At 50.0% G+C, this 22,350-nt stretch carries 25 protein-coding genes; 3 read left to right on the forward strand and 22 right to left on the reverse strand.

Annotated features, from left to right (window positions below; genetic code table 11):
* Positions 1-106: 106 nt before the first annotated feature.
* The 3 genes from C5O19_RS21360 to C5O19_RS21370 form a co-directional block, all read right to left on the reverse strand.
* Positions 107-973: a sugar phosphate isomerase/epimerase family protein gene (locus C5O19_RS21360; protein WP_104715408.1), complete on the reverse strand. Its 867-nt coding sequence runs from the start codon at positions 971-973 to the stop codon at positions 107-109.
* A 335-nt stretch (positions 974-1,308) separates the two neighbouring features.
* A complete protein-coding gene (locus C5O19_RS21365; protein ID WP_104715409.1) occupies positions 1,309-1,704 on the reverse strand; it encodes a VOC family protein in 396 nt (131 codons plus the stop codon).
* A 94-nt stretch (positions 1,705-1,798) separates the two neighbouring features.
* Positions 1,799-2,524 (reverse strand): NUDIX hydrolase, encoded by a 726-nt coding sequence (locus C5O19_RS21370; protein ID WP_104715410.1) that lies wholly within the window; start codon positions 2,522-2,524, stop codon positions 1,799-1,801.
* Between the two features lie 151 nt (positions 2,525-2,675).
* Here C5O19_RS21370 and C5O19_RS21375 point away from each other — a divergent pair, with 151 nt between their 5' ends.
* Positions 2,676-4,295, forward strand: a complete 1,620-nt coding sequence (locus tag C5O19_RS21375) for a carboxylesterase/lipase family protein (RefSeq protein WP_104715472.1) — start codon at positions 2,676-2,678, stop codon at positions 4,293-4,295.
* Between the two features lie 194 nt (positions 4,296-4,489).
* Here C5O19_RS21375 and C5O19_RS26410 read toward each other — a convergent pair whose 3' ends face one another.
* Complete coding sequence (locus C5O19_RS26410; RefSeq protein ID WP_262509738.1) at positions 4,490-4,624, reverse strand: hypothetical protein; 135 nt, start codon at positions 4,622-4,624, stop codon at positions 4,490-4,492.
* A 135-nt stretch (positions 4,625-4,759) separates the two neighbouring features.
* On the opposite strand from C5O19_RS26410, the gene C5O19_RS21380 reads away from it, so the two are divergent.
* A complete protein-coding gene (locus C5O19_RS21380; RefSeq protein WP_104715411.1) occupies positions 4,760-6,655 on the forward strand; it encodes an AAA domain-containing protein in 1,896 nt (631 codons plus the stop codon).
* 129 nt (positions 6,656-6,784) lie between these two features.
* On the opposite strand, the gene C5O19_RS21385 is transcribed toward C5O19_RS21380, so the two are convergent.
* The gene (locus C5O19_RS21385) at positions 6,785-8,353 is read right to left on the reverse strand and encodes an FAD-dependent oxidoreductase (protein ID WP_104715412.1); all 1,569 of its coding nucleotides are present in this window, start codon (positions 8,351-8,353) and stop codon (positions 6,785-6,787) included.
* A 106-nt stretch (positions 8,354-8,459) separates the two neighbouring features.
* Complete coding sequence (locus tag C5O19_RS21390) at positions 8,460-11,618, reverse strand: PAS domain S-box protein (protein ID WP_104715413.1); 3,159 nt, start codon at positions 11,616-11,618, stop codon at positions 8,460-8,462.
* A 267-nt stretch (positions 11,619-11,885) separates the two neighbouring features.
* Here C5O19_RS21390 and C5O19_RS21395 point away from each other — a divergent pair, with 267 nt between their 5' ends.
* Positions 11,886-12,314, forward strand: a complete 429-nt coding sequence (locus C5O19_RS21395) for a response regulator (RefSeq protein WP_104715414.1) — start codon at positions 11,886-11,888, stop codon at positions 12,312-12,314.
* Between the two features lie 4 nt (positions 12,315-12,318).
* Here the strand turns inward: C5O19_RS21395 and C5O19_RS21400 are convergent, their stop codons facing one another.
* The 16 genes from C5O19_RS21400 to C5O19_RS21465 form a co-directional block, all read right to left on the reverse strand.
* Positions 12,319-12,735, reverse strand: coding sequence for a response regulator (locus tag C5O19_RS21400; protein WP_104715415.1), 417 nt, complete (start codon positions 12,733-12,735; stop codon positions 12,319-12,321).
* A 405-nt stretch (positions 12,736-13,140) separates the two neighbouring features.
* Positions 13,141-14,571, reverse strand: coding sequence for a TolC family protein (locus tag C5O19_RS21405; RefSeq protein ID WP_165796090.1), 1,431 nt, complete (start codon positions 14,569-14,571; stop codon positions 13,141-13,143).
* Positions 14,552-16,816, reverse strand: a complete 2,265-nt coding sequence (locus C5O19_RS21410) for a peptidase domain-containing ABC transporter (protein ID WP_094813765.1) — start codon at positions 16,814-16,816, stop codon at positions 14,552-14,554. Before C5O19_RS21410 ends, C5O19_RS21405 begins: the two co-directional genes overlap by 20 nt.
* A gap of 44 nt (positions 16,817-16,860) precedes the next feature.
* Positions 16,861-18,039, reverse strand: a complete 1,179-nt coding sequence (locus C5O19_RS21415; RefSeq protein WP_104715417.1) for an HlyD family secretion protein — start codon at positions 18,037-18,039, stop codon at positions 16,861-16,863.
* A 197-nt stretch (positions 18,040-18,236) separates the two neighbouring features.
* Positions 18,237-18,377, reverse strand: a complete 141-nt coding sequence (locus tag C5O19_RS21420) for a class IIb bacteriocin, lactobin A/cerein 7B family (RefSeq protein WP_104715418.1) — start codon at positions 18,375-18,377, stop codon at positions 18,237-18,239.
* A 67-nt stretch (positions 18,378-18,444) separates the two neighbouring features.
* The gene (locus C5O19_RS21425) at positions 18,445-18,582 is read right to left on the reverse strand and encodes a class IIb bacteriocin, lactobin A/cerein 7B family (protein WP_104715419.1); all 138 of its coding nucleotides are present in this window, start codon (positions 18,580-18,582) and stop codon (positions 18,445-18,447) included.
* A gap of 302 nt (positions 18,583-18,884) precedes the next feature.
* Positions 18,885-19,421 (reverse strand): DUF3267 domain-containing protein, encoded by a 537-nt coding sequence (locus C5O19_RS21430; RefSeq protein WP_165796091.1) that lies wholly within the window; start codon positions 19,419-19,421, stop codon positions 18,885-18,887.
* A 194-nt stretch (positions 19,422-19,615) separates the two neighbouring features.
* Positions 19,616-19,753 carry a class IIb bacteriocin, lactobin A/cerein 7B family gene (locus C5O19_RS21435; protein WP_104715421.1) on the reverse strand — a complete coding sequence of 46 codons (138 nt, stop codon included), beginning with the start codon at positions 19,751-19,753 and terminating at the stop codon, positions 19,616-19,618.
* A gap of 67 nt (positions 19,754-19,820) precedes the next feature.
* Positions 19,821-19,958, reverse strand: coding sequence for a class IIb bacteriocin, lactobin A/cerein 7B family (locus tag C5O19_RS21440; protein WP_104715419.1), 138 nt, complete (start codon positions 19,956-19,958; stop codon positions 19,821-19,823).
* Between the two features lie 71 nt (positions 19,959-20,029).
* Positions 20,030-20,167: a class IIb bacteriocin, lactobin A/cerein 7B family gene (locus C5O19_RS21445; RefSeq protein WP_104715422.1), complete on the reverse strand. Its 138-nt coding sequence runs from the start codon at positions 20,165-20,167 to the stop codon at positions 20,030-20,032.
* Positions 20,168-20,229: 62 nt separating this feature from the next.
* The gene (locus tag C5O19_RS25830; RefSeq protein ID WP_108724070.1) at positions 20,230-20,352 is read right to left on the reverse strand and encodes a ComC/BlpC family leader-containing pheromone/bacteriocin; all 123 of its coding nucleotides are present in this window, start codon (positions 20,350-20,352) and stop codon (positions 20,230-20,232) included.
* 4 nt (positions 20,353-20,356) lie between these two features.
* A complete protein-coding gene (locus C5O19_RS21450; protein ID WP_104715423.1) occupies positions 20,357-20,563 on the reverse strand; it encodes a hypothetical protein in 207 nt (68 codons plus the stop codon).
* 13 nt (positions 20,564-20,576) lie between these two features.
* Positions 20,577-20,744: a hypothetical protein gene (locus tag C5O19_RS26085; protein ID WP_158242824.1), complete on the reverse strand. Its 168-nt coding sequence runs from the start codon at positions 20,742-20,744 to the stop codon at positions 20,577-20,579.
* Between the two features lie 175 nt (positions 20,745-20,919).
* Complete coding sequence (locus tag C5O19_RS21455; protein ID WP_104715424.1) at positions 20,920-21,186, reverse strand: hypothetical protein; 267 nt, start codon at positions 21,184-21,186, stop codon at positions 20,920-20,922.
* Between the two features lie 253 nt (positions 21,187-21,439).
* Positions 21,440-21,865 carry a hypothetical protein gene (locus C5O19_RS21460; RefSeq protein ID WP_133163422.1) on the reverse strand — a complete coding sequence of 142 codons (426 nt, stop codon included), beginning with the start codon at positions 21,863-21,865 and terminating at the stop codon, positions 21,440-21,442.
* 137 nt (positions 21,866-22,002) lie between these two features.
* Positions 22,003-22,296 carry a helix-turn-helix domain-containing protein gene (locus tag C5O19_RS21465; protein ID WP_094812891.1) on the reverse strand — a complete coding sequence of 98 codons (294 nt, stop codon included), beginning with the start codon at positions 22,294-22,296 and terminating at the stop codon, positions 22,003-22,005.
* Positions 22,297-22,350: the final 54 nt, after the last annotated feature.

The raw sequence follows: 22,350 nt of genomic DNA on the forward strand, positions 1-22,350 counted from the left end.
CTGATTGCCTACTGGTACAGGTTTGGAAACGTCCACCAGTATATTCTACAAAACAGCAAGGCACGGACAGCTGTCCGTGCCTTGCTGTTTTGTAGCTGCCTTTAGGCTACACGTTCAGCGTTTTCATATACTGAGCGTCTTTTTTCAGACTGTCCATCGGCGAGCCGGGGTATTCCTCTTGTTCAACAAGGAAGTACTTAATCTTACTCGTATCGAGCACGCTCCGCAGCGTCTTTTTGAAATCTACGGACCCTTCGCCAATATCGTTCTGCACGGGTTTACCATTTTTAACGGTATAATCCTTGATGTGACAGAGTTCGTAACGTTTACCGTATTTCTTCAGGTGTTCGGTTGTATTCACTCCGGCCACGTCGATCCAGCACAAATCCAGCTCAAACATTACGTTTTTAGGATCGGTGCTAGCCAGCAGATAATCCTGGGGTAGCTTGCCATCCAGGGGCTTAAACGAGTAGTCGTGGTTATGGTACCCAAACTTCAGGCCGCCTTTCTTTACTTCCTCTCCTACTTTGTTGAACTCATCGGCGATTTTCTTCCAGTCATCCCAAGTCTTCTGAGCACCGATGTAAGGGCAAAGCAGGTAACTCAAGCCCGCTCCCTGTGCCATTTCAATATTCTTTTTCAGTACGTCAGGTTTGCTAGCCGCGGCCCGAAAATCGAAGTGCGTACTGATCATCTTTACGCCCAGCCCATCGAGAAACGATTTCATTTCTTTAGGCTCCAGACCCCACAAAAATCCCTTGGGTCCGCTGTAGCTCTCAAACTGCTTGTAGCCGTACTGAGCCAACTGCGTCATGATACCTTTAGGATCTTTCGGCAGTACGTCGCGGGCACTGTACAACTGAACGCCGAAAGGATTGATCGTTTTCAACGGAGCCGCCGCAAGCGACTCACGTAAGGCGAGGGCACCAGCCGTCAGCAGAGCAGACTGTTTTAAAAAATGGCGTCTTTGCATTGTAAAAAATTCCAGAGTAAGGGTTTCAAAAAGGCTAAGGTACACCGAACAAGTCAACAGGCGTTGTTTTGTCAGCGGGATTCCTTAACTTTTTTCTGCCGATAGAACGAGTATTCCCTGTTTTTTGGTGTATAAACTCCTTTCAATTGTACTAATACGGTTTGGTCAAAAGCTTTCCTGGGCCGCATCGTACCCGTGTTGATCAAGGCTGTTTCTCAGACACGTACTAACGATTTCGGTTGCTATCAAACATTTGGCATCTGCTAATCAAAGTAACGTCCACCACCCCCTAAGCTCTAGTCTTACGGAGTGGTGGACGTTGGATGGCAACGTACTTACGCGTTGGGTTGCATATAGAAAAACTCCCACAAGTGGCCATCCGGATCCTGAAAGCCGTGCTGGTACATAAATCCCATGTCCTGAGCGGGCATGGGCGTGGTTGCTCCAGCCCCCAGAGCTTTCTGGATTATGTCATCGACGGCCGCCCGGCTTTCGAGGGAGAGGGATACGATTACTTCAGCGGTTTGTTTGGCATCGGCTACGGATTTTTTGGTAAACGTCTGGAAAAAGGGCTCCACCAGCAGCATAACGTAAATGGTATCACTGATGACCATACACGTAGCATTTTCGTCCGTATACTCCGGATTAAATGAATAGCCCAGTTGCGTAAAAAAGGTGACGGAAGGTTCAAGGGCTTTTACGGGCAGGTTTACAAAGATTTGCGTAGCCATAGGTTCAGTATGTTTTTGTTTTTGCAAACCTAAGCCCCTTTTTTCCAGCGAATACTGGCTAAAACCGACAATTTGCCGGGCTGATTCCGACAGCTTAGTCCGGCTGAATAAACCGGTAGAGATACGGAGCTTTGTGAGCTTTGCCCGTATACGTCTTCTCTAATCGCTGCAAAATTCCTAGGCTCAGCATGCGTCGCTGAAAACTCGATCGATTCAGTGGCTCCCCCAGTACCGTTTCGTAAAGCCGTTGCAGCGTGTGCATGGTAAAAGCTTCTTCCAGCAGATTAAACCCAATGAGTTTCCGATCCAGCGTTTCCCGAAGCGTTTCCAGGGCTTTGGCTACAATGTTTTCGTGGTCGAGCATCAGCGAAGGCAGCTGATTTAGTTCGTACCAGGCACAGCGATCGGCCATCGCGTCGGGCTGAGGTACGGCTCGGGTAAAGTCTACCAGAGCGTAATACCCTACCGTTATAAACCGACGTAACAGCCAATGGTCCGGTTGTGCCGCGTGCCCTTTCGCTTGCATAATCTGAGCAAGCGGAGCTGGATCGTACCGCTGCAGACTTCCGAAGGTATGAAACTGTTCGAGGTAAATATCGGTCAGGCCCGTTCGCTGAGCCAGCACGCGGCGGGCGGCAGACTCCAGATCTTCCTTTTCGCGGACAAATCCGCCCGGTAGGGCAAACAAATCCGTGTTTTTGTACTCCAGAATCAGAATTTTAAGTTCCTGATCGTGAAAACCGAAAATGACAAAATCCAGAGCCAGACCCGGCAAAAACCCTCGTCCATCAGGGTTGGTCTCATCCGTCGCAGTAGTCATACGTAACACTCTTTATCGTTTCTTTTTTACAAAATTTGTTCGATTCAAGGGCATTTTCTATTATTGTTGCACTGTGCAACAATAAAGCATTTCTCTGATTTTTCAAAAAGCCCAATCGATTACTTCATGCGTTAAACAGCCTCTTGCGATGATGAAAACAATGCTTACCTTTTTACTGATGGGAACGACGCTGGCCTTTGCCCAGACGTCGAAAGCTCCTCAGATTAAAACCCAGAACGGAGTCGTCGAAGGAACCGTCGAAGCCAGTGGGATTCGTTCGTTCAAGGGCATTCCCTTTGCTCAGCCCCCCGTGGGCGATCTACGGTGGAAAGAACCTCAGCCCGTTAAAAACTGGGAAGGCGTGCACAAAGCGGATCATTTTAGCCCTGCTGCCATGCAGCGAGCCTTGTTTGGGGACATGAACTTTCGTTCGAACGGAACGAGTGAAGATTGTCTGTACCTGAATGTATGGACGCCGGCGAAAAAAGGGAATGAAAAACTGCCCGTACTGGTGTATTTCTACGGCGGTGGCTTCATGGCCGGCGATGGCTCCGAGCCGCGTTATGACGGCGAAAGCATGGCCCAAAAGGGTATCGTTGCCATTACCATCAATTATCGGCTCACCGTTTTTGGCTTTCTGGCTCACCCCGAGTTGACGAAAGAGTCACCACACCATTCGTCCGGTAATTACGGACTTATGGATCAACAGGCGGCTTTACGCTGGGTGAAGGCCAATGTTGCCGCTTTCGGAGGCGATCCGAACAAAGTAACCATTGCTGGCGAATCGGCTGGCTCTATTGCGGTAAGTGCCCAGATGGCCTCGCCAGGTTCCAAAAATCTGTTTGCTCAGGCGATTGGTGAAAGTGGTTCGCTGATGGGTACGCTCTCACCGGTTTCCCTGGCTGAGGCGGAAAAGAAAGGCAGTCAGTTTGGCGAATCCATCGGGGCTCCATCTTTGGCTGCCCTGCGGGCCCTGCCGGCGAAAGAATTACTGGAAGCGACCGCAAAGGCAGCTCCTGGCAGCTTTCCCATCACTATCGACGGTTACTTTTTCCCGAAACCCGTCAGCGATATTTTTGCCGCGGGTGATCAGGCTCAAGTACCCCTGCTACTGGGCTGGAACTCGGAGGAAATGAATTATCGGGCCCTATTGGGTCCGCAAGCCCCTACCGTAGAAAACTACAAAAAGGCCGTCCAGGGGCGTTTAGGTGCTTCGGCTGATGACATTTTGAAAGCTTATCCCGTGACTTCAGATGCTCAGGTAGAAGAAGTAGGTACGGCTCTGGCGGGTGATCTTTTCATTGGCTACAGCACCTGGAAATGGGCGGATTACCACATGAAAACCAGCAAACAGCCCGTGTACCGTTACCTATATACCCAGCCGCGTCCCGCGATGCGGCCTGAAATGGGCAACGCTCAGCCCGGACTGGCCGGAGGCGTAGTGAAGAATACGGATCCCGCTACCAAACCCGCCCCGGCGGCTAAGGGTGCCGTCCACTCGGCTGAAATTGAGTACGCCATGGGCAATCTGGCCACCAACAAAGTGTACGCCTGGACGGATGAAGATTACAAAGTGTCCAAAACCATGCAAAATTACTTTGCTAATTTTATCAAAACGGGCAATCCCAACGGAGCTGGCTTACCCAAATGGACGCCCGCTACGGAAAATAAGGTGTACGTCATGCACATTGGTGCCAAGACCTTTGAGCAACCCGAGCAGCAACGCGAGCGGTATCTGGCCATTGATGAAATGTCTAAGAAAGCTAAATAGAGCATCCACTTAACAATCATTTTTTAACCAAGGAGGAAGTACAGGTAATCCTGTACTTCCTCCTTGGTTTTTATAGTACTTATCTGACTATTAAAGGAATAAACATTCATACCTCAACTTAAACTTGAAACCATTTTTCTCAGGTATAATCAAATGATGAAACATACACGGGACTTTGCCGGAGCCGGGATTTGCTAAAAGAGGGAAGTAATGGCCTGCGTTTTCAGTAATCGCTCGTACCTAAGCGAGTGAGCGGTTGAGGCTACGACCAAGTATCGACCGTAAAAATCGTTCACCCATCCCCAAGGTGCTTCAATAATAGCAGGCATTTGGTACGTAGTGGGAAGCGGCAAAGCTACACGTGCCGCTCTACACTCGGTAGTTTTTGCTTTCAAAGTGACAGGCTGTCCCTTTGGTTTTCGGAGGAATTCCTCATTTCTGTGAACCAGCGGCTACCTTTGTGTATGGATTATTTTAAAAAGCTACTGGAATTACTCCAGATCGAGCGGGAAGAAGATCGGCAGTCGTATTTAAAACTGACCGAATCTACCTCCGTCAGCGAGCGGAGAGCTGCCGGCTTGAGCTGGTACCCACTGGCCATCCGGGGTTCAGAAATGAGTCGCGGCGATTATTTGACGGTGGAATTAGAGCGAACCACGCATCAGGATATACCTCATCAGTTCCGCTTCGGTATGCCAGCGGTACTGTTTTCCAACCATGATCCTAAGGAGGATCGCGTCGAGGGCATTGTTGCCCACCAAAGTGGCAACCGTCTTCGTCTAACGCTCCGGACAGATGAGTTGCCCGAATGGTCCCGCCAGGGCAAACTGGGCATTGACCTGCTCTTTGATGACAATAGCTACGAGGAAATGCAGAATGCCCTGAAAATGGCGGATCAACGGAGCGACAAACCCGACGGCTCATTGATTCGACTGTTGACGGGCTCGGCTTCTCCCACCTTTCGTACCGACGTTACGCTTAGCCCATTGCCGCGACTGAATCCGTTTCAGCAACAGGCCGTTGGAAAAATTCTGGCGGCGAATGAGCTGGCCATCGTTCACGGCCCACCGGGTACGGGTAAAACGACGACACTCGTCCAGGCCATTAAAGCCCTCTGGCAACAAACGCACCAGAAAATTCTGGTAGTAGCTCCCAGTAATACGGCGGTGGATTTGCTCAGTGAAAAACTAAGTGAAGAAGGCCTCAACGTACTACGGGTAGGCAATCCGGCCCGCGTATCACAGCGGTTGATGTCCCTGACGCTTGACCAGAAAATGGCCGAGCATGCCCGCACGAAAGAAATCAAAAACCTGAAGAAGCAGGCTCAGGAATACAAACGAATGGCCCATACCTACAAGCGAAACTTCGGTAAAGGTGAACGCGACCAACGTAAGGCTCTCTTTGACGAGGCCCATCGCCTTATGAAAGAGGTCGATCAGAGCGAACAGTATATCATTGACGATCTGGTGGGGCGTACGCAGGTGATTACGGCTACGCTTGTGGGAGCCAATCATTATACGGTTCGTAATCAAACCTTTCATACGGTAGTTATCGACGAAGCCGGACAGGCGCTGGAACCCGCCTGCTGGATTCCTATCCTTAAAGCTCAAAAGGTCGTACTGGCGGGCGACCACTGCCAGTTACCACCCACGGTAAAGTCCAAAGAAGCCGCCCGCCAGGGACTGAGTACCACATTGCTTGAAAAATCCGTTGCTCTCCATCCGGAAGCCGTGGTACTGCTGGAGGAACAGTATCGCATGCACGAACAAATCATGGGTTTTTCCTCAAAACTATTCTATCAGGATCGGCTCATCGCTCATGCTTCGGTAGCTCACCGCCTCTTATTTCCCGGCGATGCTCCGCTGGCTTTTATCGATACGGCGGGCTGCGGGTTCGAAGAAAAACTGGAAGGGACCAGTTCGACCAACCCCGAAGAAGCGGCTTTTCTCATGCGGCATCTGGCTCAGTTGGTAGAACAGGTACGGGCCAGGGGCGGCGACTTTCCCAGCATTGCGGTCATTTCACCTTACAAACAACAAATCAGCGTGTTACAGGAGCAGTTTCAGCACACGGAATCTTTGCAAGCCGTAGCCGAGTACATTTCCATTAACACCATCGATAGTTTTCAGGGGCAGGAACGGGATGTGGTCTACATCAGCATGACCCGTAGTAATAGTGAAGGCGAAATTGGCTTCCTTTCTGACATCCGTCGCATGAACGTAGCCATGACCCGGGCCCGTAAAAAGCTGGTCGTGATCGGGGATAGTGCGACGCTTTCACAACTTCCGTTTTACGCGGACTTCATCGCTTATGCGGAAAGCCATGAAGCGTACCAAAGTGCCTGGGAATTTATGGAATAACTTTCATTTCAAGCACTTATATGTGTTTCACTACATAAATACTTGAGGCATTTCGTAAAAAAGAGCGGATGAAAGGTTGACTTTCATCCGCTCTTTTTTAGTTTCTCTACCAACGATCTGGCCTCAGGCTTAAGCCTTGCCTTTCAACTCTATCGGTTCCAGATTTCGCCGGGCGGGGCCCGTCAGTACCGTTCCGTCCGTATCAAAGCGGGCTCCGTGGCAGGGACAATCCCAGCTTTTTTCGGAGTTATTCCAGTTGACAATGCAGTGCGTGTGCGTGCACACGGGACTAACCGCGTGGATGTCTCCCGACGGGTCTTTATAGATGGCCACTTTCTGTCCCGAAAATTCAGCTACCATCCCACTGTCGTTTTGAAGCTGATCGAGTGAATCCAGTTCTTCGGTAGAAAAACGATCGGCGACAAAACGGTAGGCGACATCGGCATTTTCTTTGATAAATTCGGAAGCGGCGGCCAGGGGTTTTACCCGACCCGGATCATACAGGGCTGCTGACGGATTTTCTTTCCCCAGCACGAGATCACTCAGAATTTTCCCTGCTAGCGTACCCAGAATCATTCCGTTTCCGTTGTAACCCGTTCCCGTAAAGATCCCTTCCGAAAAGCCGGGCAGTTTGCCAATGTAAGGCAGTCCATCCACGGGCATATAGTACTGGGCCGACCAGCGGTAAGCTACCGAATCCACCTCGTAGTACTGCCGCACGTAGGCTTCCAGCTCAGCAAAAGAAGCTTCAGGATCGCCGTGACCGGTTTTATGGTCCGCTCCACCCACAACCAGATACTTCTGGCCCTCGATTACGTGCGAACGAAAGTAGTGGTAGGGATCCTGCATATCGTACACCAGGGCGTCGGGGTAAGCCTTGTCTTTCAGGGTAACGGCCAGTACGTAACTCCGGTACGGTGCTGCCTCAAAGTGCAGGGGATTGACTCCGCCGGGTGGAATGTGCGTGGCGTAAATGATTTGCTTGGCTTTCAGGATACGGCTTTCGGACTCGGCTTCGTGGTAGCCGTCCTTCTGCGTCGTTTGTTCGATCCGGGTGTTTTCCAGAATAACCCCGCCAGCTTTAACAAACACTTCGCGTAAACCCATCAGGTATTTCAGGGGATGAAACTGAGCCTGATCGTCGATGGTAATGACCTTCACCGTTGGTATGGGCACGGGAGCTTCGGGAGCCAGACGAGCCTTCACTCCTACTTTCACCGCACTTTGAAACAGGCTGTCGAGTTCCTTGAGCTGCTTTTCTTCATCGGCGTACACAAAGCCCTGCTTTCGTTCAAAATCACAGTCAATTTTATACGTTTGGACCCAGTCCTGAATCGTGGACACAGCTCCGGCAATATCATCGGCAAATTGCTGGGCCGCCTCGGCCCCAAAATCATTCTCCACTTCCGCGTACGTAGTATCGGCAAAGGTGTTGATGTGGGCCGTGGTTCCTCCGGTCGTTCCATAACCCAGGTTATGAGCATCGACGAGCAGGCATTTCTGTCCCTGTTGCTGTAGCAATACGGCGGCGGTAAGGCCAGTAATTCCTCCGCCGACAATGAGCGTGTCGTATATCGTTGATTCGTTGAAGGAAGGGGACTCAGTGCCCGCGTGTAATTTCGATTGCCAGAGACTTTCGTTCGCCCCGTCTCGGGGAGCCGTAAATACCTCGTTTTTTGTGAGCTCGATCCCATTCATGACGTCGTGGATTAGTGGTTAGATAAGCTCTAGCTTAATAAAACCATACCACTTTTACGATAGATTCGGCAGTCATAGGCCGAACCGTCCTGATTACCGTACCAGACTATACGGGTGGACTGTCCGGCAGAAACACCTGAAAGGTAGCTCCCTGCCCCGGTTGACTCTGAGCGGTAATGTAGCCCTGGTGGTTTTCGGCAACTTTCCGGCACAGGGCCAGCCCAATACCCGTACCCAGGTAATTGTCCCGGCTATTGAGTCGCTGGAAAATCTGAAAAATCTGCTCTTTGTATTCCTCTTCGAAGCCAATCCCGTTATCGCTAACATCCAGCCGGATATAGGTTCGAAAAGGAGAAAGCTGAGGTAGCATGGCCATTTCTTCAGCCGTAGCTTTCTGGGCCCGTATTTCAACCCGGGGATCTTGCTTCGGCTTCTGAAACTTAATAGCGTTAGAGAGTAGATTCTGTAACAACTGCGTAAGTTGACGAGGATTTCCCCAAACCGTTGGTAAAGAACCCATGACGAGTTCTACCTTTTTTTCCTGGAGGGGCACTTCCAAATCCAGTAGCACTCCATCCAGCAATTCCCGGAGTTCGACGGCTTTTTGTTCCAAGCCCTGGGTACTCGTCAAACGAGAGTACTCCAGCACATCTTTTACCAACATCGACATACGATCCGCCGTCGACTGAATGCGATGCAGTAAATTCAGGCCTTGTTCTGTTAACCCGCCGGCATGACGTTCAGCCAGGATTGAACTGAAGGTCTGTATTTTTCGTAACGGCTCCTGTAAATCGTGACTGGCCGCATAAGCAAACTGCTGAAGATTATTGTTGCTCAGAGTTAATTCCTGATTAAGCTGATCGAGCTCCAGCGTACGTTCGGCCACCCGTTCTTCGAGCTGGCTGGCTAATAACTGGTACTGTTTCTGGCTCTTTTCCAAAGCTTTCTGAGCCGTCATCTGCTGGGTTACGTCTACGGCCATATTCAAAATGGCGTATACCTCGCCGAATTCGTTTCGCAGGGGCTTGTAGGTAAAGTTATAGTAGCCCCTTTGCATCCGACCATCAATCACCAGATCCACCGGATCGGCCTGGGCATGGTACGCTTTTCCGGAGGTAAATACGTCGTCCAGAATTTTCAAAAACGGTTGTCCTTCCAGTTCGGGCAGAGCTTCCGGTAATTTTTTGTTCAGAACAGTTTTGTCTTTTCCCCAAAGCTTAATCATCGCTTCATTCACCAACTCTACCTGTAATTCACGGCCTTTATAAAGACCCGTAGCCATGGGAGCTTCTTCGATGAGTTTGCGGAAACGACGTTCACTGGCTTCCAGGGCTAATCGAATGCGTACCTGTTCCGTTACTTCCGTAGCGATCACCATTACGCCACTGATATGCCCCTCAGCCTCACGAAGGGGAGCATAGACAAAATCGAAGTAACAATCCTGTAATACACCCCCGCGTTCGAGGCGGGCCAGCGTGCTGATTCCGTAATGAGCTTGCCCGGTATCGTATACGCCTTCCAGCAATTGCATAAACGGTTGTCCTTCAATTTCAGGCAGGGCCTGGGTCAGCGGTAGCCCGATCACGGCTTTCGTCTTCCCCCAAAGTTCCAGAATCTGGGCATTTGCCGTTTCAATCACCATGGAAGGTCCCGTCAACAAACTAATAGCCACGGGAGCCTGATGAATGATGGACTGCAAGCGATCCTGACTATTGAGCAATTGTAACTGGGCCTCGACTGTACTAGTCACGTCGAGAATAGCTCCAACGTATCCCGTAAATTTACCCTGATCATTGTATTGGGGACTTCCCGAACAATCTACCCAGCGAATAGTGCCGTCGGTATGAAAAATCCGAAATTGATTTTTATGATTACGCTTAACGTGAAAATCAGCCAGAAAACGCTCTGCCGCCTGGGAGCGGTCTTCCTCGACCACGTAATCCAGCCAGCCAAAGCCTAGGTGCTTGGCTAGGGGTTGGCCGGTCCAGTCAATCCAACGCTGGCTTACATACGTAATGTGCAACTGGGCATCCGTAATCCAGAGGGCCGCCGTGGAAGCAGTAGTTATATTGCGAAATAAGGCTTCACTTTCTTGCAGGGATTGCCGCGAGGCGATCTCCGCCCGCAGGTCATGAGCGGTAAAGAGTAAATTCAGCACCTGACCCTTCTTATCTCTGAGATACGAGGCTTTCATGTGAACGGGGATGGCATTTCCCGTAGGAAAACTCCGGAATGGCACATTACCCGCCCAGCGTCCTTCATTTTTCAGCGTAGGCAGAATCTCCTGCGTTAGAAGCCGATAGGCATCCGCCGAACAAAACTCCAGCAAATTCATGCGTTTTACCTGGGGCAGGGTCAGCCCTGTCAGCTGTAATCCGTAGGGATTGACAAACAGTAAATTACCGTTCATATCGGCAATACCCATGCACTCTTCGCTACCGTTTACCAATGCTTTTAAGCGTTCATCCTCTTGCTGATGAATCACTTCATCGGTAATTTCCTGAACTATCCCTGCCAGCGATAAAGGCTTACCATCGGTATCAAACGCATACGTTCCAATCACCCGGGCCCAGTGTAGGGAGCCATCTTTCCAGACAAAACGGGCTTCGTATTTCAGGTGCCCCGTTCGATTAGCTTCCTGGTAGGCTTCCTCCCGAATGGGTTCGTCCTGAGGATGTAAACTCGAAATAAGGGTCTGACGCGTTAGCTCGGTACGGGATTCTCCGGTTAGTATTTCCGCCAGACGCGGCGTATAGGAAATGGCGTCCGTGGTCAGTAAAACGTAAAAGGAACCGGCCTTGGAGCTTTCCAAGGCAAGCTGGGCTAGGTTTTCAGCAGCCTGTACTTTTTGTTGGGCTTCCCGTTGGGAAGAAATATCCTGAGCGGTTCCCGAAAACCGGTACGCTTCCCCTTCTGCATTAAAATAAGCTTTCCCTTTGCAATGTAGCCATCGGAGGATCCCATCTTCGGCTCCAACGGTACGGAAAGAGACCTCATACTGTCCCCCGGAAGCGGGGTTTAAAGCCCAGGTAACGGCTTGATTCACTAACTCCCGATCTTCGGCATGAATGTAACGAAGGACCTCGTCGTAAGCTACGATGTCTTGTTTGGAAAATCCGTAGAGCTGCTTGCAAATATCGTCCCAAGCGACCCTATGATTAAGGGGATCCAGGTCCCAAGTGCCCAACCCGGCCGAAGCTAGAGCAAATACATACCGATCGACTGGGTGGCCATAAGGTTCAGGGGTTAACAAATCATTACTCATGGGTAGCTTAGCCAAGTACTTTAGTTATTGAGGTAACCGAGGAATAGACCCGACTGTTTAAAAACGTTGTCGACGACTCATCCCGCAACGGAGTAAAAATAAGCAAGTCATTGCTTATTTGGTTAACGTACTAAAAGTCCGGGCCAGTGACGTAGAAAATGCGGAGTTTTTAAACCAGAAGCTATTTTTTGTGTTTACGTAAGAAAGAATACTTCGTGCAGGCGTTTTGCCGTTAGTTTTTCTTATAGTTTTTACCTATTGCTGCCTATGGCTTTACACGGCCCTATCCTTTGCGTTGAAGACGACGAAGATGATCAATTTTTACTGCGTGCTACGCTGGAAGAACTAAGAATCAGCAACCCATTGCTTTTCTTTTCCAATGGCATTCCGGTGATGGAATATTTGACTAGTACTACGGAAGAACCTTTTCTCATTCTGTGTGACGTGAACATGCCTTTAATGAATGGACTGGAACTTCGTCAGCAGATGCAGTTACACGAGGAGATTCAAAAAAAATTCATCCCCTTTATCTACCTAACGACCGCGGCCAATCCGACGTTGGTCAATCAGGCGTATCAAGGTTCCATTCAGGGCTTCTACAAAAAGGCAAGCGATTATTCCACGTTCAAGGAACAATTGAAAACCATCATCGAATACTGGCAAAATTGTCTCCTGCCCGGCTCTATGCAACGCTAGGGTTTTACTTTCGCGGTAATTGTACCGTACGTACCCAATAGCTGTACAAACCTTCGAAGAGTTCGGATACTTTCTGATAAGAATAGGGCTTAACCAGATAAGAGTTTGCCCCGAGCTGGTAGGCGTCCTGAATCATTTGCATGTCCTGAGAAGTCGTCAGCATAATAATGGGCAGATGCTTCCACCGGGAAGACTCTTTGAGTTTTTCCAGCAGTTGCATGCCATTCATCTTCGGCATATTGATGTCGAGAATAATCAAACTGGGCGTGGGAATGTGGTTTTCCAGCAAATCCAGGGCGTGGGTACCGTCGTGGGCGAAAACTAAATCACAAAAGTAATCTCCTTCTTGACAAGCCATTGTTAAAAAATCGCGATCATCTTCATCATCTTCAACTACTAAAAAGACAGGCTTTACGGGCATTGAATCGTGGGTTAAAACGAATAGTTATTCGTCAGTGTGTCATACATACGCAAGAAGTAATCTCCTTAGATTGATCGTTTATTTTCAATCAATAACGCTTTGAAAAAATAGCCCCTTCCCTCCGTAAAGCTCCATATCCTAGTCCTATATCAACAAAAAATCTTGACAAAATCCTTTTTCGTATCAAAAAAAAAGCTTACCTATGACCAATAATTAAACGGTACTGTTTCAGAAAAGGTCTTGGCGGAATTTTTCTGAAACACTGAAGTAAAACTCCTGTCATTGCTAATGGCCAGGAGTTTTTTATGTTATCGCTTATCTGATCCCGTAATTTATCTAAAACAGCAACACACGCATCAGCCAGCAGCCGATACGTGTGTGAATAGTCGAAATTGAGCAACACAATTAATTGAGGGTACCCGACTGGTAAAACCCAATGATTTGCTGGCGGAACGCACATTCGTACGTTGCCTGAATGAGACTGGCCCGAGCCCGGTCTAGATTAGTCTTTGCTAGCGTATAATCAAGCACGTTTACCACACCTGCCTCCAGTCGTACCTGAGCCGCATGTACGGTCTTTTCGAGTACTTCTACCTGCCGCTGGTGCGTCTGCTGGCGTTCCAACGCATTTCTGTACAACACAAAGGCTTGTTCAATCTGCTGCCGCATTTGCAGATGTACCTGTTTTTGCTGGTTATCCGCCCGAAGCTGCTGGATTTTCGCTTCCTGAATCCGGTACGAGGCCTGATTGGCATTGAAAATAGGAATGCGTAAAGACAGGCTTACCGACCATACCGGATTGTTGCCCAACTGTTCCAGGTAACCCATGTTCTGGGTACTCGTGGCTTGGCTAATGGAACTGAGCTGATAACGTTCATTATTCACCGTCACAAAGGCATTGAGCGGTTCCTCGCGGTATGAATCGCCAGTTACGTATTTCTTGGCCGCTGACGAGTACGAGGTTCCCAGGGAGCTATTCAGCGACAGGGTCGGCATTCGCAGGCCCCGGGCTGCTTCCATACCCTTACGGGCCGATTGAATCCGTAATGCAGCGGACTTACTCTCGGGTAATATCGTTAGTGAGGAGCGGTACACCTGCTGCCAGGACTCCACTGGAGCCGCCGTTACTTCTCTGGCGATGGCTTCGAGTTCGTAGTTTTGATCCGCGGGCCAGTTGAGCAACTGACTCAAAGCCATCTGGGCCGTACGAACCTCGTTGCGGGCGTTGGTAATCTGTAAGTCATCATTCGCCCGCTGCGATTGCAGATTGTAAAGATTGGCTTCCGCTACGACCTGGAGCTGCACCTGCCGGGTCATGCGATCGAGTTGCAGTTGCGTCGCCTCAGCCTGCTTCAGAGCTACTTGCAGGAGTTCCTGCGTCACGAGCACTTGTAAATACGCCTGCAGTACCTTTAGGGTAATCATGTTTTTAGCCGCCTGCAAATCGTACTGACCCGCGGATAGATTCAGGGCATTTTGTTTTTGAAGGTTTTGCAGCTGATTACCGTTGTAAATGGTCCAGCTGGCCGTTATGCCCAGACTATTGGTTCCCAGGTGATCGGTCGTGATACTGTTGGTATACGGATCGATGGAGCGGCCCAGTGAATAGCCCGGATTGAACACGCCCGATACGGCGGGCATTCGGTCGCGTCGGGATTGCTGGTACGTATTGATCGTTGACTCCTGCTGCAATTCCGCGTCTTTAATCTGTAAATTCTCTCTGATGGCCTGCTGAATGCACTCCTGGAGTGAAATACGGGTTTGGGCCAGGCCGGGCGTCAGGCATCCAACGCTCAGCAGAAGGGCTGCGATGAATTTAGGATTGAATCGAAACATGGTGGCTGGCGTTTGTAGGAGTGGATTCCGTACCATTAGCACTCACATTGAGCAGACTAGCCCGATCCAGGGCCGTTTCCGGGGTACTCACCAGATACTGCGAAGCCCAGAGTTTATAGTAGGCCTGGCGGTAGTCCAGCAATTCGGCGTGCGAGCCTTCTTCGACCAGCTTGCCTTCTTCGATCACAACAATCTTATCCGCATTCATGATCGTACTCAGGCGGTGGGCGATGATGATGATGGTTTTACCCGCCTGACGCAGTTGTTCAATCGTATGTTGTACGGCTCGTTCGGAGACTGAATCCAGCGATGAAGTCGCTTCATCCAGAATGATAATCTGGGGATTGCGGTACAGAGCCCGGGCAATCGCCAACCGCTGTTTCTGACCGCCGGACAGGCTGGCTCCGTTTTCGCCCAGATAGGTATGAAAGCCATTGGGTAATTTTTCGATAAACTCGGAGATACCCAGCAACTGGCAGAGTCCCAGAATCCGCTGCATATCGGGTTGGTACTCCCCGACGGCGATGTTGTCAATGACATTGCCAGCGAATAAATCGACCTGCTGCGGTACTACGCTCACCTGCCGACGCAGGCTCTCATTATGAATGTGCTTGATGTCGTAATCACCGATGTAAATGGACCCGGTTTGCAGGGGGTAGAGATTCTGTAACAGCGAGAGCAGGGTAGATTTTCCCGAGCCGCTTTCACCCACCACAGCCGTCACCTTCCCCTTGGGAATCGTCAGATTCAGATTCTGGAAGACCTGTACGCGGGAGCCGTAGCGGAAGGACATCTGGCGGAAGGTGATGTCCCCAATCATTTCCGGACGGAGTTCAATTTTGTTTTCCGTAGCCTCGCGTTCCAGATCCATGATTTCAAAAAGACGGTCGGCGGCAATCAGGGCTTCCTGTACCACGCGGTTGGCGGTGATCAGGCTACTGGCGGGACCCGTGAAATAGCCAATGAGCGCGTAAAACGAGAGTAGTTCACCGGGGGTAATCGCATTATCGATGACAAAGCCCGAACCCACCCAGAGTAAAATGATGGTGAACAGCCGCGATACCAGCTCCGAACCGCTGCCCGCCCAGATGGATACAGAAGCTGAGGTATAAATGCTGCGGAGCAGTTTGATGAAGCGGGTTTCGGTTTTCACGTTTGAAAAGCCCTCTAGCCCGAAGCGTTTGATGGTCCCTACGGAATTGAGCGATTCCACCAGTTGCGATTCCAGATCGGCGGAATTTTCCATCAGAGTCCGTTGCCCTTTTTTGTTAACCCGGTTTACAACCCAGTAAATCAAAGCGTAAAAAGGAATGACGGCCAGCATAATCAGGGCCAGTTTCCAGTCGTAGGTGAACATCATACCGAAGGAAAACAGGACGATAAATACGTTGACTACCAGCGTCAGAGCGGTGTCATTGATGAATGCCCGGATTTTTACGGCGTCATTTACCCGCGAAATGATCTCCCCTACCCGCATGGTATCAAAAAACTGCTGCGGTAGTTTGAGCAGGTGTTTGTAATAACCCAGAATCAGGTGAGCATCAATCTGCTGACCCGTTTTCAGGGCAAAAATGCTTTTCATGGAACCGATGAAGAGTTGCAGTCCCAGAATCAGGATCATGGCTACGCTGAGCAGATTCAACAGATTCCGGTTGCCTTCCACCAGTACGTGATCCACAATTTTCTGCATGTAAATCGACGTGGACAGGCCTAGCACCGTGTACACCAACGCCCCCACCAGTGCCTGCATCATCACCGAGCGGTGCGGACGGACCAGATTCCAGAACCGGCCCGTAATCGATTTTTTGTTGTTGCCCGTTTCGAAGCTTTCCCCAGGCAGTAGTAACACCAGTACACCCGTCCATACTTTCTGAAACGCTTCGTGCGTATATTTTTCCATTTTGCCCGGACCGGGATCCATCACGACCACGTGCGTATCGGTCACCTGATAGATGACGACAAAATGGTGCAGTACTTCCTTGACGACAATATGGGCTACCGTTGGCATGGGAATCTTCGAGAGGCTCTCGAACGTACCCCGTACGCCTTTGGCCTGAAAACCCAGTCGCTGGGCGGCTTCAATCATACCCAGTACGTTGGTCCCTTTCTGATCGGTCGAGGCATACTGCCGGATGCGGGCAATGGGCATGAGTAATTCATAATGGGCGGCTACTGAAGCCAGGCAGGCGGCACCACAGTCGGTGATGTCATGCTGCTTGATGCATATTTTCTTACGGGTAAACATTGCTCAATTTCATTAAGGAGGTACACAGGAAGGAGTTGAAACACTTAGCGGGAAGCCAGTCCGGGATTGGTTTTGGGATTCAACCAGTCGTCGGCTTTATCGTAGAGCAGATCAAAAAGGCTGCGTTCAGTGACCACAAAATGAGCCCGCAGGGACATTCCTTTTTTCAGGTATCCTTTGACGCCCTGCCGGAGCGTGAGGTGATTACGGCTGAGTTTACACTTGACGCGGAAGTAGGTTTGCTGGTCAGTAACCGTAATGTCATTGGCGATGTCGGCAATTTCGCCTTCGGCCAGGCCCCACTGGTTGTAGTCGAAAGCATCCACCTGCAGGCGGGCTTTCATCCCTTTTTGCAGCAGGCCAATATCCTTGGGTGAGACGTAGCACTCGGCCAGCAGATTGGAATCCGGTGAAATGACTCCCATGACTTCTCCGGCCTGAACGTAACTGCCCACGTACTTGCCTACCAGCTGCCCCACGCTACCCGCCACGGGAGCTTTAATGAGGTACAGGTCACGTTCGCGTTGCAATTGCTGCTGCTGAGCCTGTAGTTCGACCACATCGCGGCGGTACTGAGCCAGGGCCGTTTGCCAATCGCTCATCTGACGCTCGGTCAGGGTTTGGTACTGAGCCTGAGCAGTCTTCTGGGCAAATTCCTTGTCTTCAAGTTCCTGCTGGGCGATGAGTTTTTCACTGAGTAATTTCTGATTGGTCTGGAGTTCGCGTTGGCGTTTGCGAAGGGTTTCGGCCAGCTCCACCTGCTGATACCGAAACTGTTCGTATTGCTGACGGTACAGCGGAGAACGCAGCGAAAGCGAAGCCGGAGCCTGGGAGAGCGGCGTAGAAACCAGCAGGGTCAGGTCGCGGATGTAGCCATCCTTTTCCTGCTGCTGGAGGCGAATGAGGCGTAATTTACTATCCAGCACGTCCGTTTGCAGGCGAAATAGCGGCTGGCCGACGGTTACGGGCTGGTTTTCCCGAACCAGTACTTCGGTGAGCGTACCCGCGATAAGGGGACGAATTTCATTGCGTTCGGACCGTGGACGTACCACCCCTACACTTTGCACCGATACTTCTGTACGGATGAAGGGTAAACTACCCAGGGCTACGAAAACCGCCGCCAGAATCGTCAGGTAAATGACCTGCCCGCGAGCGGATACTTGGGGTAAGTAGGCTTCAGTCGTATGCTCAATGACTTCAGCCGGATGCAGTTGTTGGCTCATGATTTCGACGTTTAACTTCTTAGGTCAAAGGTCTATCAATCAGCTCGCTAGCTCAACAACGTTTGGTTGTGCTTTATAACGGGAGGCTATAATCAGCAATTCCGTCCGTAGCGGGCTACGGACGGAATGAAGGGCATTACCGCGGGCGAAAAGCAAAGACCCTACTACCAGGAGCAGGGTCTTGCCTGGCGGACCTACTACTTAGAAACCCAGGCGTAGAGAGCGACACCGGCAATGTATCCGGCGATCAGAGCGGGTACGATACCGCCTTCTACTTCCATCAATTCGTTTTGATCTAAGGCTACCAGTTCGGCGTTTTGAAAAGCTACTGCGTTCATGAGATTGAGTGTTTGAATGTGTGTAAATGAGTGAAATATCAGTGATTAATTTGGAAGCCGTTGCCGCTTAGTGCGTAGCGATGTAGTGAGCTACTGTCACGCCGATGGCGGCACCAATCAGGAAGGGGATGATTCCACCTTCTACTTCCATTAATTCATTTTGATCAAGCGTAGTCAGGCCGGCAAATTCGAAATTGTTGTTCATCTGTTTGTTTGGTTGTGTTTAACTGTTTGGTTGTAGAACTGTATATAAATCAGAAACTTAGGTAATACTTACACGGTTGGAATCAGGAAGGCGGCCAGCGGCAGAGCCAGCAGCGGGATACCCCCTTGTACAGAGGTCAGTTCCTGGGCGTTGAGTTCGGTTACGTTTGCTAAGGTGTTCATTGGTTTGTTTTTTAAACGTGGATGGAAACGGGATATCAAGTGTATTATATGGCTTGCTAGAAAAGCAGTCGTTAAGGCGTACTAGGTCATATACGGCTCGGACGATTTCAAAAGCAGGTATTACGGCATAGGTACGACCAGTCCTACTTTGGAAGGATGATCCTGTACGGGCTGACCCTGGCGTAAGTTTCGCATCATCCATAAAATAAGCACATCGCCAAAGGCTGCTACGGTGAAGCTGATGCCAAAAGCTAGTACCCAACCGTTACCCAATACTAAAGCCAGTGCGTACGGAAACAAGCCCATGACCAGTAGCGGCATCATAACCACCACGCGGTATTTTTCAACGGGCATGACTACGGTAGGGTGAAAATAGGGTGTCAGGCTTTTCCACTGAATGCCGAATTTGGTCTGGCTCCATTGGATTTTTCCGTAGTAAACGGCCGTCAGGGCATGGATACATTCGTGAACTATGGCTCCTACCAATAGTACGCCTAACCAGCCGAACCACACCGAACTTGAGAGTTTTCCGAGGTCGAGCAGACTCCCCCCCCAGAGGTACTGGTACGGCGTCCACAGCAACAGTACGCCCAGCAGACTGGCTCCCAGGCCAAAAATCTGAGCTTTACCGGATGAAATGGTCAATTCCTGATTCATAAGATTCATCGTCATTCATGTCTTACGCAATAGCCTTTCTTCCCAATGAAGTCGGTTTGCGTGGTTTCTCAATTTCAAAGATTTACTTCAGCGGGATCACCGCTTCACCCATGTACTTACTTTCTCATGAAATCAGCAGGAAGACACTACTTGCTGAAGGCAGTGCCTTCCTGCGATTCTAATTCAGATCACGCTTAGGAAAGAGCGGCGTAGAGAGCGACACCGGCAATGTATCCCAGGATGAGAGCAGGTACGATACCGCCTTCTACTTCCATCAATTCGTTTTGATCTAAGGCTACCAGTTCGGCGTTTTGAAAAGCTACTGCGTTCATGAGATTGAGTGTTTGAATGTGTGTAAATGAGTGAAATATCAGTGATTAATTTGGAAGCCGTTGCCGCTTAGTGCGTAGCGATGTAGTGAGCTACTGTCACGCCGATGGCGGCACCAATCAGGAAGGGGATGATTCCACCTTCTACTTCCATTAATTCATTTTGATCAAGCGTAGTCAGGCCGGCAAATTCGAAATTGTTGTTCATCTGTTTGTTTGGTTGTGTTTAACTGTTTGGTTGTAGAACTGTATATAAATCAGAAACTTAGGTAATACGGACTATTTGATATAGTGGTCGTACACATACATGGCACCGGCACCTAGGGCAACACCTGCCAAGAAAATGGGGATGATTCCACCGTTGAGTTCGGCCAGCTCCTGGCTATTGAGTTCAGTTACATTTGGTAAAGTGTTCATACGTCTGTTTTTTTTTAGATGGTATAGCTAGATTAAATAAAGAATACGCTGCGTTAGAAGGACTAAATCACGTCCCGGTTGATTTCTTTCAAAATCCATGCGGCTACCGTTTCCAGCCAGGAGCTGCCGCCCTGAATCTGTTGGGTTTCTTCGCCGGTGAGTTCGGTAAAGTCGGGTGTTTGCATGAGCCTACAGTTCAGGAAAAGTGGGAGGAATCAACAAGCCCAGTACAGTCCCCGGCAACTGGGGTTTGACGCTTACGCCTCCATTGACCTTTTGTAGAGTCTCGGGGGAAATTTCGCCCGTTTCCAGGTTAGCCAGTTGGCTCATCAGGTCTTCTTTGGAGGTCGCCGAAGCTTTCAGATCCTTGATCTGTTGAGTGAGGTCTTTTTTCATTGGAGTTTGTTGTTTATACGAGTGGAGGTAACGGATACGGCACCAGAATGGGGCCAATGGGTTTAATGATGGGTGGAAACGTGATGGGCGGCAGAATGATCGGTCCACGAATCGGTCCAATGACGGACAGTCCTCCCTGCGTTTCCAGCAGTTCTTGCGTACTGAGGGGTTGGTTTTCCATTCTTTAGCAGATTACGGTTGCGTTGGGGAGCGGCCACTAGCCTGGGTCTGTTTAGTAATGATGCGTCTGTAAAAGGCCCGGCACTTCCCCGTTTTAATACGATCTATCTGAATTATGAGCAGTATCTATATACTATTAACTATATCTAACGATTCTATCTATACGTATTTATAAACTAGTACAGGGTGATGGGTTGCACGGGCAGCGTATGAATAGGCCCTGGGTATACAATAATCGGACGCTCAATGATGGGACGCGGCAGGGGCGTTTTCAGATACACAATCTCCTGCGGCTCCAGCAAGGGCTTTTGCCGGGGTATGGTCAGGGGTTCTGGTGCCTCATTCGGTTTCTGCACCGTTTGGGCCTGAGGGGCGACCTCTTCCTTCTGGCAGGCGGTAAGTAACCCCGCCACGGCCAGGGCGAACAAATAGTTGATTTTCATCGTGTTATTGTTTTAGACGTTTACTAAATGCGGTAGAGAACTTCTAAGGGATGACTGTAATTGTTGATACAAATTTCTTTACTAAACTATTGATTTACAAAAACTTAACTCTATACTTTATTCACTTCTGTTATAGCTTTCAGGTACGTGGGATGGCTTGGTTGCCGCTCTGCTTCGTTTCAATTTCCTTGACAAAGGTTGCCGGGTTTCGTTACTTTTTCAACAACCCGCTGTTGTACTTTATTCGATTCGGTTATTCGGTGGCCAGAGCGTCAAGGCGTTGTTTTTCTACACTTCGGACCACTTCGTTACAGTGCCCACAGGCGTCGGCTCCACCCTGAAAATACCAGCGGCAACTCGACCGGATCGCACAGGGCGACAGGGCGGCTTCGGCTTTTTTCTCCAGAGCCTCGCGGATGCGTCCCACCAGGCTACAGGCCGAATGTTCGTGATCCCATTGGCCACAGCCTCCCTGAATACACTTTCCCGAAAATCGGAAGCGGTCCTCGGCGGCCTGCCCGGTGCGGGCTTCATGCTCGGCGGCTTTTTCAACGAACGTTTTGTCAATCTTAATGGACTCTTCCAGATAGGCTACCTGCCCTTCGGCCGTTACGATTCCGAATAATTCGGCTCCGGGTTTAGCAATGTAGCTTGGACATGATTTGCTCGATTCCATCATCTTTTTGGGTTTGGAACGGGCCGCTGTCCCTTCATTGACGATACAAAGTTGCGGCGGGCCTTCCGGTTTTTCAATAATGCTTCGTTATAGGCTATGCGGGTAGAGAATACTTCATGCCGCAGGGCCCGGAACGTGGGTTAGGCAGCCAGACTGGCATTGGTTTGCAGCACTTTCATCAGTAATTCCTGAGTACTCAGACCGATGAGGTCCATCAGCGAAACCTGGTAGATTTCGGAGAGTTTGCCCAGGCACAGCAGGGATAATTCCGTACGACCGGATTCTTTCTTCGAATAAGCGGCCTGGCTAATGCCCATCTGAAAGGCCACGTATTCCTGCGAGTAACTATAGATTTCCCGTAGCTTCCGAATTTTAAGACTAATCGCACGCGTCGTCAGCAATTCAATGGCAGGTACTGTGTTCGTAGTCGTCATTGTTGAGTTCGTTTAGGTTTGAGTCGTTTGACGAATCGAAATACGCTTAGCCAC

The organism is Siphonobacter curvatus (assembly GCF_002943425.1).
Taxonomy (GTDB): domain Bacteria; phylum Bacteroidota; class Bacteroidia; order Cytophagales; family Spirosomataceae; genus Siphonobacter; species Siphonobacter curvatus.

What these genes read in the sequence shown, in the direction of transcription:
- C5O19_RS21400 (WP_104715415.1), bottom strand. Translation starts at nt 12,735, where the DNA reads ATGCCCGTAAAGCCTGTCTTTTTAGTAGTTGAAGATGATGAAGATGAT.
- C5O19_RS21465 (WP_094812891.1), bottom strand. Translation starts at nt 22,296, where the DNA reads ATGACGACTACGAACACAGTACCTGCCATTGAATTGCTGACGACGCGT.
- C5O19_RS21390 (WP_104715413.1), bottom strand. Translation starts at nt 11,618, where the DNA reads ATGAGTAATGATTTGTTAACCCCTGAACCTTATGGCCACCCAGTCGAT.
- C5O19_RS21450 (WP_104715423.1), bottom strand. Translation starts at nt 20,563, where the DNA reads ATGAAAAAAGACCTCACTCAACAGATCAAGGATCTGAAAGCTTCGGCG.
- C5O19_RS25830 (WP_108724070.1), bottom strand. Translation starts at nt 20,352, where the DNA reads ATGCAAACACCCGACTTTACCGAACTCACCGGCGAAGAAACCCAACAG.
- C5O19_RS21440 (WP_104715419.1), bottom strand. Translation starts at nt 19,958, where the DNA reads ATGAACAACAATTTCGAATTTGCCGGCCTGACTACGCTTGATCAAAAT.
- C5O19_RS21445 (WP_104715422.1), bottom strand. Translation starts at nt 20,167, where the DNA reads ATGAACACTTTACCAAATGTAACTGAACTCAATAGCCAGGAGCTGGCC.
- C5O19_RS21425 (WP_104715419.1), bottom strand. Translation starts at nt 18,582, where the DNA reads ATGAACAACAATTTCGAATTTGCCGGCCTGACTACGCTTGATCAAAAT.
- C5O19_RS21420 (WP_104715418.1), bottom strand. Translation starts at nt 18,377, where the DNA reads ATGAACGCAGTAGCTTTTCAAAACGCCGAACTGGTAGCCTTAGATCAA.
- C5O19_RS21405 (WP_165796090.1), bottom strand. Translation starts at nt 14,571, where the DNA reads ATGTTTCGATTCAATCCTAAATTCATCGCAGCCCTTCTGCTGAGCGTT.
- C5O19_RS21430 (WP_165796091.1), bottom strand. Translation starts at nt 19,421, where the DNA reads ATGAATCAGGAATTGACCATTTCATCCGGTAAAGCTCAGATTTTTGGC.
- C5O19_RS26410 (WP_262509738.1), bottom strand. Translation starts at nt 4,624, where the DNA reads ATGCCTGCTATTATTGAAGCACCTTGGGGATGGGTGAACGATTTTTAC.
- C5O19_RS21435 (WP_104715421.1), bottom strand. Translation starts at nt 19,753, where the DNA reads ATGAACGCAGTAGCTTTTCAAAACGCCGAACTGGTAGCCTTAGATCAA.
- C5O19_RS26085 (WP_158242824.1), bottom strand. Translation starts at nt 20,744, where the DNA reads ATGGAAAACCAACCCCTCAGTACGCAAGAACTGCTGGAAACGCAGGGA.
- C5O19_RS21455 (WP_104715424.1), bottom strand. Translation starts at nt 21,186, where the DNA reads ATGAAAATCAACTATTTGTTCGCCCTGGCCGTGGCGGGGTTACTTACC.
- C5O19_RS21460 (WP_133163422.1), bottom strand. Translation starts at nt 21,865, where the DNA reads ATGATGGAATCGAGCAAATCATGTCCAAGCTACATTGCTAAACCCGGA.
- C5O19_RS21410 (WP_094813765.1), bottom strand. Translation starts at nt 16,816, where the DNA reads ATGTTTACCCGTAAGAAAATATGCATCAAGCAGCATGACATCACCGAC.
- C5O19_RS21365 (WP_104715409.1), bottom strand. Translation starts at nt 1,704, where the DNA reads ATGGCTACGCAAATCTTTGTAAACCTGCCCGTAAAAGCCCTTGAACCT.
- C5O19_RS21370 (WP_104715410.1), bottom strand. Translation starts at nt 2,524, where the DNA reads ATGACTACTGCGACGGATGAGACCAACCCTGATGGACGAGGGTTTTTG.
- C5O19_RS21375 (WP_104715472.1), top strand. Translation starts at nt 2,676, where the DNA reads ATGAAAACAATGCTTACCTTTTTACTGATGGGAACGACGCTGGCCTTT.
- C5O19_RS21360 (WP_104715408.1), bottom strand. Translation starts at nt 973, where the DNA reads ATGCAAAGACGCCATTTTTTAAAACAGTCTGCTCTGCTGACGGCTGGT.
- C5O19_RS21415 (WP_104715417.1), bottom strand. Translation starts at nt 18,039, where the DNA reads ATGAGCCAACAACTGCATCCGGCTGAAGTCATTGAGCATACGACTGAA.
- C5O19_RS21395 (WP_104715414.1), top strand. Translation starts at nt 11,886, where the DNA reads ATGGCTTTACACGGCCCTATCCTTTGCGTTGAAGACGACGAAGATGAT.
- C5O19_RS21385 (WP_104715412.1), bottom strand. Translation starts at nt 8,353, where the DNA reads ATGAATGGGATCGAGCTCACAAAAAACGAGGTATTTACGGCTCCCCGA.
- C5O19_RS21380 (WP_104715411.1), top strand. Translation starts at nt 4,760, where the DNA reads ATGGATTATTTTAAAAAGCTACTGGAATTACTCCAGATCGAGCGGGAA.